Source organism: Aerococcus sp. L_32, from assembly GCF_050689315.1.
Window position 1 is genome coordinate 1 of the sequence record NZ_JBOEQF010000998.1, and the last position, 679, is coordinate 679.

Below are 679 nucleotides of genomic sequence, written 5' to 3' on the forward strand. Positions count from 1 at the left end.
GCAAGGCGGACAAGAAGCCATGTATGCTAACGCTAAGGAACGTGCGAACTTATTGTATGACTACATTGATCAATCTGATTTATTTGTAAATCATGTAAAAGTAGAAGACCGATCATTAACCAATATACCATTCTTAACGAATGATCCTGAATTAGATAAGAAATTTATCGCTGAAGCGGATGCTGCTGGGTTCAAACAATTAAAAGGTCACCGTTCAGTGGGTGGTATGCGCGCTAGTTTGTATAATGCTTTCCCATTAGAAGGGGTTAAAGCACTAGTAGCATTTATGAAATCATTTGAAGAAGAAAATAAATAGTCTGTCAACGACTTAAATAGTCGGCTTACATTGTAATGAGCGTAATCAACCGACATGTAACCGGATGTTGTGCCCGCTATAAAGTATGGAGGAATTATTGAACAAATGGAATTAAAAGATAATGTTTATCAATTAACGACTTATAATGCGATTGCTGCTGAGGGTATAGAACGTTTTGAACGAGCAAAATATGCTATTAATGAAAATGATGATCCAGATGCATTGATTTTGCGTTCAAAAAATCTGCATGATATGACATTTAACGATTCATTAAAAGCGATTGCGCGAGCTGGTGCGGGTACAAATAATATCCCAACTCAACGCGCTACTGAGGCGGGAATTGTTGTCTTCAACACCCCTGGG

2 pseudogenes are annotated in these 679 nt (G+C 38.0%); both read left to right on the forward strand.

Annotated elements, in window-relative coordinates:
• Nucleotides 1-316 (forward strand): annotated as a pseudogene (locus tag ACRCJ0_RS17830) (3-phosphoserine/phosphohydroxythreonine transaminase); the annotation flags it as partial.
• Nucleotides 317-421: 105 nt separating this feature from the next.
• Nucleotides 422-679: pseudogene (locus ACRCJ0_RS17835) on the forward strand (3-phosphoglycerate dehydrogenase); the annotation flags it as partial.